Annotated in this window: 7 protein-coding genes; 6 read left to right on the top strand and 1 reads right to left on the bottom strand. The window is 73.4% G+C overall.

Features of this window, described 5'->3' with window-relative positions:
• From B7767_RS38940 to B7767_RS38925, 4 genes are all read left to right on the top strand, one after another.
• On the top strand, positions 1-825 hold an 825-nt coding region (locus B7767_RS38940), incomplete at its 5' end, for a deoxyribose-phosphate aldolase (RefSeq protein WP_085576071.1).
• A gap of 28 nt (positions 826-853) precedes the next feature.
• The gene (gene iolB, locus B7767_RS38935) at positions 854-1,747 is read left to right on the top strand and encodes a 5-deoxy-glucuronate isomerase (RefSeq protein ID WP_085576070.1); all 894 of its coding nucleotides are present in this window, start codon (positions 854-856) and stop codon (positions 1,745-1,747) included.
• The gene (iolD, locus tag B7767_RS38930; protein ID WP_085576069.1) at positions 1,744-3,615 is read left to right on the top strand and encodes a 3D-(3,5/4)-trihydroxycyclohexane-1,2-dione acylhydrolase (decyclizing); all 1,872 of its coding nucleotides are present in this window, start codon (positions 1,744-1,746) and stop codon (positions 3,613-3,615) included. Before iolB ends, iolD begins: the two co-directional genes overlap by 4 nt.
• A 32-nt stretch (positions 3,616-3,647) precedes the next feature.
• Positions 3,648-4,433 (top strand): GntR family transcriptional regulator, encoded by a 786-nt coding sequence (locus tag B7767_RS38925; RefSeq protein ID WP_085576068.1) that lies wholly within the window; start codon positions 3,648-3,650, stop codon positions 4,431-4,433.
• Here the strand turns inward: B7767_RS38925 and B7767_RS49470 are convergent.
• Complete coding sequence (locus B7767_RS49470; protein ID WP_371101221.1) at positions 4,423-4,632, bottom strand: hypothetical protein; 210 nt, start codon at positions 4,630-4,632, stop codon at positions 4,423-4,425. The two genes, B7767_RS38925 and B7767_RS49470, sit on opposite strands and share 11 nt — an antisense overlap.
• Before the next feature lie 224 nt (positions 4,633-4,856).
• On the opposite strand from B7767_RS49470, the gene B7767_RS38915 reads away from it, so the two are divergent.
• Positions 4,857-5,762 carry an endonuclease/exonuclease/phosphatase family protein gene (locus B7767_RS38915; RefSeq protein ID WP_306298047.1) on the top strand — a complete coding sequence of 302 codons (906 nt, stop codon included), beginning with the start codon at positions 4,857-4,859 and terminating at the stop codon, positions 5,760-5,762.
• A gap of 427 nt (positions 5,763-6,189) precedes the next feature.
• Positions 6,190-6,357 (top strand): hypothetical protein, encoded by a 168-nt coding sequence (locus B7767_RS48810; RefSeq protein WP_256923727.1) that lies wholly within the window; start codon positions 6,190-6,192, stop codon positions 6,355-6,357.
• Positions 6,358-6,525 lie beyond the last annotated feature (168 nt).

Raw genomic sequence — 6,525 nt, 5'->3', positions numbered from 1 at the left:
GCCGTCGCCGAGGCCGCCGCCCGCCGGGCACGGCGCCCGCTGATCGGCGACAGCGGCCGGCTGATGATCGTGGCCGCCGACCACCCCGCGCGGGGCGCGCTCGGCATCGGCGACCGCCGACTGGCCATGGCCCACCGCGCCGACCTGCTGGAACGTCTCTGCACCGCGCTGTCCCGGCCGGGCGTCGACGGGGTGCTGGCCACCGCCGACATCCTGGAGGACCTGCTGCTCCTCGGGGTGCTGGAGAACAAGGTCGTCATGGGCTCGATGAACCGCGGCGGCCTGGCCGGCGCGTCCTTCGAGATGGACGACCGCTTCACCGGCCACCGCGCGGAGGACATCGCCCGGCTGGGCTTCGACGCGGGCAAGCTGCTGGTCCGTATCGACTACGACGACCCCGGCTCGCTGGCCACCCTGGAGTCCGCCGCCCGCGCCGTGGACGCCATGGCCGGACACCGGCTGCCGGTGTTCGTGGAGCCGTTCATCTCGCGCCGGGTGGACGGCCGGGTCCGCAACGACCTGTCCGCCGAGGCCGTCACCCGTTCCATCGCCATCGCCTCCGGTCTGGGCGGCACCTCCGCCTACACCTGGCTGAAACTCCCCGTCACCGACGACGTCGACGCCATGCCGGAGGTGCTGGGGGCCTCCACGCTGCCCGTCGTCCTGCTCGGCGGCGAGGTCGGCGACCAGGAGGCGGCGTACGAGCGGTGGGGCAAGGCGCTGCGGCTGCCCACCGTGATGGGGATGGTCGTCGGCCGTTCGCTGCTCTACCCGGCCGAGGGCAGTGTGGAGACGGCGGTGGACACGGCCGTCGGCCTGTTGTGAGAAGCCCGTTGAGACACGGAGGCACGCCATGACACATCACCTTCCCGCGGGCAGGGCCCCCGCCGGCCCCTACGCCGTCGACGTGAACCCGGGGAACGCCGGCTGGGGCCACTCCAGCCTGCGCGTCCTCCGGCTGCCGCCCGGCGGCACGCACACCTTCGACACCGGCGACAGCGAGTGGATCGTGCTGCCGCTGAGCGGCGGCTGCACGGTCGCCGCCGCCGACGACTTCGGCCACGACACCTTCGAACTCACCGGCCGCACCGGTGTGTTCGACGGCGTCACCGACTTCGCCTACGTCCCGCGCGACGCCCGTGCGACGGTCACCTCGGCCGGCGGCGGACGGTTCGCGCTCACCGGCGCCCGCTGCACCCGCCGCCTGCCCGCCCGCTACGGACCGGCCTCCGGCGTGCCCGTGGAGCTGCGCGGCACCGGGAACTGCTCACGGCAGGTCAACAACTTCGGGGCGGCGGGCGTGTTCGAGTGCGACAGGCTCATCGCGGTCGAGGTGCTCACCCCGGGCGGCAACTGGTCGTCCTTCCCGCCGCACAAGCACGACGAGCACCGCCCCGGCGAGGAGTCCGTGCTGGAGGAGATCTACTACTTCGAGTTCGCCGGCCACGACGGCATCCCCGGCCTCGGCTACCAGCGGGTCTCCCCGTCCGGTCCGGGCCGCGGGACGGACGTGCTGGCGGAAGTGCGCGACGGCGACGTCGTCCTCATCCCGGACGGCTGGCACGGCCCGTCCATGGCCGTGCCCGGCCACCACATGTACTACCTCAACGTCATGGCGGGCCCCGAGCCGGAACGCGCCTGGCTGATCTGCGACCACCCCGACCACGCCTGGATCCGCGACACCTGGCCGGACCGGCCCGTCGATCCCCGACTCCCCCTCTACACCGCACCGGAGAGGTCCGCATGAGCGCCGCCACCCGCCGACTGACGACCGCCCAGGCACTGGTGCGGTTCCTGTCCGCCCAGTACACCGAACGCGACGGCGTGCGCCGCCGGCTGATCACGGGCACCTGGGGCGTCTTCGGCCACGGCAACGTGGCGGGCATCGGGCAGGCACTCGTCGAGTACGCCGCCGTGATGCCGTACCACCAGGGCCGCAACGAGCAGGCCATGGTGCACGCCGCCGTCGGCCACGCCCGGCAGCTCAACCGGCTCTCGGCGCAGGCGGTGACCACCTCCATCGGCCCCGGCGCGACCAACCTGGTCACCGGCGCCGCGCTCGCCACCGTCAACCGGCTGCCGGTGCTCCTGCTCCCCGGCGACTACTTCGCCTCCCGCGTCGCCGACCCGCTGCTCCAGCAGCTGGAACACCCCGTCGAGGCCGATGTGTCGGTCAACGACACGCTCCGCCCGGTCTCGCGGTACTTCGACCGGATCACCCGCCCCGAGGCGCTGATCCCCTCCGCGCTGAACGCCATGCGGGTGCTCGCCGACCCGGCCGAGACCGGCGCCGTCACCCTCGCCCTGCCGCAGGACGTGCAGGCGGAGGCGTACGACTGGCCCGAGGAGTTCTTCACCGAGCGCGTCTGGCCCGTACGGCGTCCCGCCCCGGACCCGGCGGAGCTGGCGGCGGCCGTGGCGGCCGTACGGGCCGCGCGGCGGCCGCTGATCGTCGCGGGCGGCGGGATCCACCACAGCGAGGCCGAACAGGCGCTGAAGGCGCTGGTGGACGCCACCGGCATCCCGGTCGCCTCCACCCAGGCGGGCAAGGGCTCGCTGCGCCACGACCACCCGGCCGACCTCGGCGGCATCGGCCACACCGGCACCGCGGTGAGCGACGAACTCGCCCGCACCGCCGACCTGGTGATCGGCGTCGGCACCCGCTACACGGACTTCACCACCGCCTCCGGCACCCTCTTCCAGCACCCGGAGGTGCGCTTCCTCAACCTCAACATCACCGGCTTCGACGCCCACAAGCTGGCGGCGCGCACCCTGGTCTGCGATGCGCGCACCGGTCTGGAGCAGCTCGCCGGGGCGCTCGCCGGCCACCGTGTGGAACCGTCGTACGAGGCGGAGTACCGGGCCGGCAAGGAGCGCTGGGAGCGGGTCGTCGAGACCGCCTACCGGGCCGACGACGACAGCGCCGTACCGACGCAGACGCAGGTGATCGGCGCGCTCGACGCGGTCGTCGGCGACGAGGACGTGGTGATCAACGCGGCCGGTTCGCTCCCCGGCGACCTGCACAAGCTGTGGCGCTCCCGCAGCCCCCGCCAGTACCACCTGGAGTACGGCTACTCCTGCATGGGCTACGAGATCCCGGCCGCGCTGGGTGTCCAGCAGGCCGCTCCCGGCACCCCGGTGTGGGCACTGGTCGGCGACGGCACCTATCTGATGAACCCGACGGAGATCGTCACCGCCGTCCAGGAGAACCTCCCGGTCAAGCTGGTCCTGATCCAGAACCACGGGTACGCCTCCATCGGCGGCCTGTCGGAGTCGGTGGGCGCCGAGCGCTTCGGCACCGCCTACCGTCACCGGGCCGCCGACGGCACCTTCACCGGCGCCCCGCTGCCCGTGGACCTCGCGGCGAACGCGGCCAGCCTCGGAATGGACGTACTGCGCGCCAAGACCGTGCGGGAGCTGCACAACGCGCTGGCCGAGGCGCGTGGCTCCGACCGCCCGACGTGCGTGTACGTCGAGACCGATCCCGCCCCCACCGCTCCCCCGGCCGAGGCCTGGTGGGACGTGCCGGTGGCCGAGGTGTCCGCCCGCGAGGCCGCCGTGCGGGCCCGCGCACGGTACGACTCCGAGGCCGCCGGCCGCCGCCGGCACCTCTGAACCCGCCCGCGCTGCTACAGGAAGGTACGTCCATGGCGAAGACCGGCGACCCCGCACGTGCCGCGACCGGACCCGCGCTGAGCACCCTGGACTTCGCCCTGGACCGGGGCAGTCCGGTGCCGCTGTACCACCAGCTCGCGCAGCAGCTGGAGGCGGCGATCGAGCAGGGCGTCCTCGCCCCCGGCAACCTGCTGGGCAACGAGGTCGACCTGTCCGTGCGGCTCGGCCTGTCCCGGCCCACCGTCCGCCAGGCCATCCAGTCCCTCGTCGACAAGGGGCTCATGGTCCGGCGGCGCGGGGTGGGCACGCAGGTGGTGCACAGTCAGGTCAGGCGCCCCCTGGAACTGAGCAGTCTCTACGACGACCTGGAGACGGCCGGACAGGGCCCGACCACGCGGGTGATCCGCAACGAGACGGTGCCGGCGCCCACGGACGTGGCGGCCGCCCTGGGGCTGGCCGAGGGCGCCGAGGTCGTCCTGCTGGAACGCCTGCGCTGCACCCGCGCACAGCCGGTCGCCCTGCTGTGCAACTACCTCCCGTCGGGCCTGCTCGGCCTCGACAGCGCCCGCCTGGAGGCGACCGGCCTGTACCGGATGATGCGTTCGGCCGGCATCACCCTGCACAGCGCCCGCCAGACCGTCGGCGCCCGCGCGGCCACCGCCCAGGAGGCCGCCGGCCTGGACGAGAAGGAGGGCGCCGCCCTGCTCACCATGCAGCGCACGGCCTACGACGACACCGGGCGGCCGGTGGAGTACGGGACCCACATCTACCGTGCGTCCCGGTACTCGTTCGACTTCCAGCTGCTGGTCAGAGCGTGAGGCGGTGCAGTGCGCCGCGTCCGGCCGGGCCCGCTGCTCCGGCCGGCGGGAGGCCCGGCAGCTCGTGACCGATCGCCCCGGTCTCCGGGGCGACCTCGCGCAGCACGGCGAGGCGGGCGGGGGTGCCCGGGTGGTCGTAGTCGGCGGGCAGGCGTTCGGGACGGCTGTGCGGACCGGTGCCGACGGTGCGGTACTTCATGGGTGTCCCCTCCCGTCCGGCCCCGTCGTCGGGGCACGGACCGGGAGTCTTCCGCTTGAGGAGCGTTCCAAGTCAAGCGTTCCCGCGTCCCGTCGAGCCGACGGCAACTGATCCACCCCGCGATTCGTCCTGGACGACGAGTCGAGCGGACGGGAAACCAGGTGGAGCGAGCAGCAGCAGTGCCCCGAGGGGCGTGGCGCCGGTGGGTGTGGACGTGGGGGCGGGTGCCCGCCGCTCTCGCGGTGCTGATGGCCGGGCTGCTGGCGTTCCACCGGGCGGTGCCCAACTCCGTGGGCCGTGTGGGCAGTCTGCTGGAGACGTTCCTGCCGTGGCTCGGCCTGGCGCTCGTCGTGCTGTTCGGCTGGGCCCTGTTGCGCCGTTCGGCAACCGCCCTGGTGGCCCTGCTCCTGCCGGCGGCGGCCTGGACACACCACTTCGGCGGGCTGCTCCTGCCCGGTGAGGAGTCCGGCCCGCACGACCTGGTGGTGGTGCAGCACAACGTCAGCGACGAGAACACCGACCCGGCCGGCACGGCCCGCGCCCTGGCCGACGCCGGACCCGATCTCATCGCGCTGCAGGAGCTGGTGCCCCCGGCGCTCGCGGTGTACGAGCGGACGCTCGCCCCGCACTACCCGTACCACGCGGTCCGGGGCACCGTCGGACTGTGGTCGAGGCATCCGCTCACCGGCGCCCGGCTCCTGGACATCAGACCGCGGGGCATCACGGAGCCCTGGAGTCGCGGGCTGCGGGCCGCGGTCCACACGCCGCACGGTGAGGTCGCGGCGTACGTCGCACACCTGCCCTCGGTCCGTGTGGGGACGAGCGGGCTCGCGTCCTCCCTGCGTGACGAGAGCGCCGGCCTGCTGGGCAAGGCCCTCGCCGCCGAGCCGCTGAAGAAGGTGATCCTGCTGGGCGACCTCAACGGCACGGTCGACGACCGCGGGCTGGCCCCGCTCACCTCACGGATGAACGTGGCGCGGCGGGGCTTCGCCTTCAGCTTCCCCGCCGCCCTCCCCGTGGCCCGGATCGACCAGGTCATGGCCCGCTCGGCGACCGTCGCCCACCTCCGCGCCCTGCCCTCCACCGGCAGCGACCACCTGCCGGTCGCGGCGCGGGTCACCCTGGGATGAAGGAGGGTTCTCCCTGACGACAAGCCCGCCCATGTGGTGCCCTGCCCTCCGAGCGGGGTGACCGGGCCGTTCGTGAGGTCCGTGGGACTCCTTGCCGACCGCACACCCGATCGACGAAGACCGACTTCCCGGGGGAGGATCCCCCAGCCCTGCCCATGACGCCGAGGAGCCCCCTGTGATCACACAAGGCGTACAGGTCACAGGCCGCTGCAGCGCCTGCGGAGCCACGACGACCTGCGATGTCGGTCAGTTCCTCGACCGTGACGTGCTCCGCTGGGGCACCGAAGGTCGCTGCGCCGACTGCCCGAACGGGTGGTGCGAGCAGGACAGCGGCCCCGTCACGCCCGAGAACATCCGACAAGCTCTGCTGAAAGCGCATGGGCCCACGAGGCTTCGTCCGTCCGGAGACGCGCCGGACATCGTTCCCGTGCTGCAGGCCCTCCGCAGTGCGCGACACCTGTCCCTGGGCGAGGCACGCGCGCAGGCCGCGGAACTCACCGGGACCGGTCTCATCGGCACGCTCGTCGAGATGGAGTTCCTGGCGGTCCACCTCCGGAGACGAGACGTCGCGGTGAGCGTTGAACCAGCCGGGTGACCCCGTTCGGCCGACACCCGCCGCGGCTTGGCACCGGCATGGAGAGGTCTGGAAGGTGAAGGTCGACTCCACTGCAAGGCGGCCGGTGAGGTCGCCCTCGGTCCGTCGGCTTCGGCGCAGGTGTCGGCCCACCTGTCCCAGCCGATGAGCAGCCGGCTCGGTCCGGCG

Origin of the sequence: Streptomyces sp. 13-12-16 (genome assembly GCF_002114215.1) — a bacterium.
In the GTDB taxonomy this organism is placed as follows: Bacteria; Actinomycetota; Actinomycetes; order Streptomycetales; family Streptomycetaceae; genus Streptomyces.
Note: the sequence above shows the minus strand (reverse complement) of the source record. Positions and strands in the feature narration are given on the sequence as shown.

What these genes read in the sequence shown, in the direction of transcription:
- iolB (WP_085576070.1), top strand. Translation starts at nt 854, where the DNA reads ATGACACATCACCTTCCCGCGGGCAGGGCCCCCGCCGGCCCCTACGCC.
- iolD (WP_085576069.1), top strand. Translation starts at nt 1,744, where the DNA reads ATGAGCGCCGCCACCCGCCGACTGACGACCGCCCAGGCACTGGTGCGG.
- B7767_RS38925 (WP_085576068.1), top strand. Translation starts at nt 3,648, where the DNA reads ATGGCGAAGACCGGCGACCCCGCACGTGCCGCGACCGGACCCGCGCTG.
- B7767_RS49470 (WP_371101221.1), bottom strand. Translation starts at nt 4,632, where the DNA reads ATGAAGTACCGCACCGTCGGCACCGGTCCGCACAGCCGTCCCGAACGC.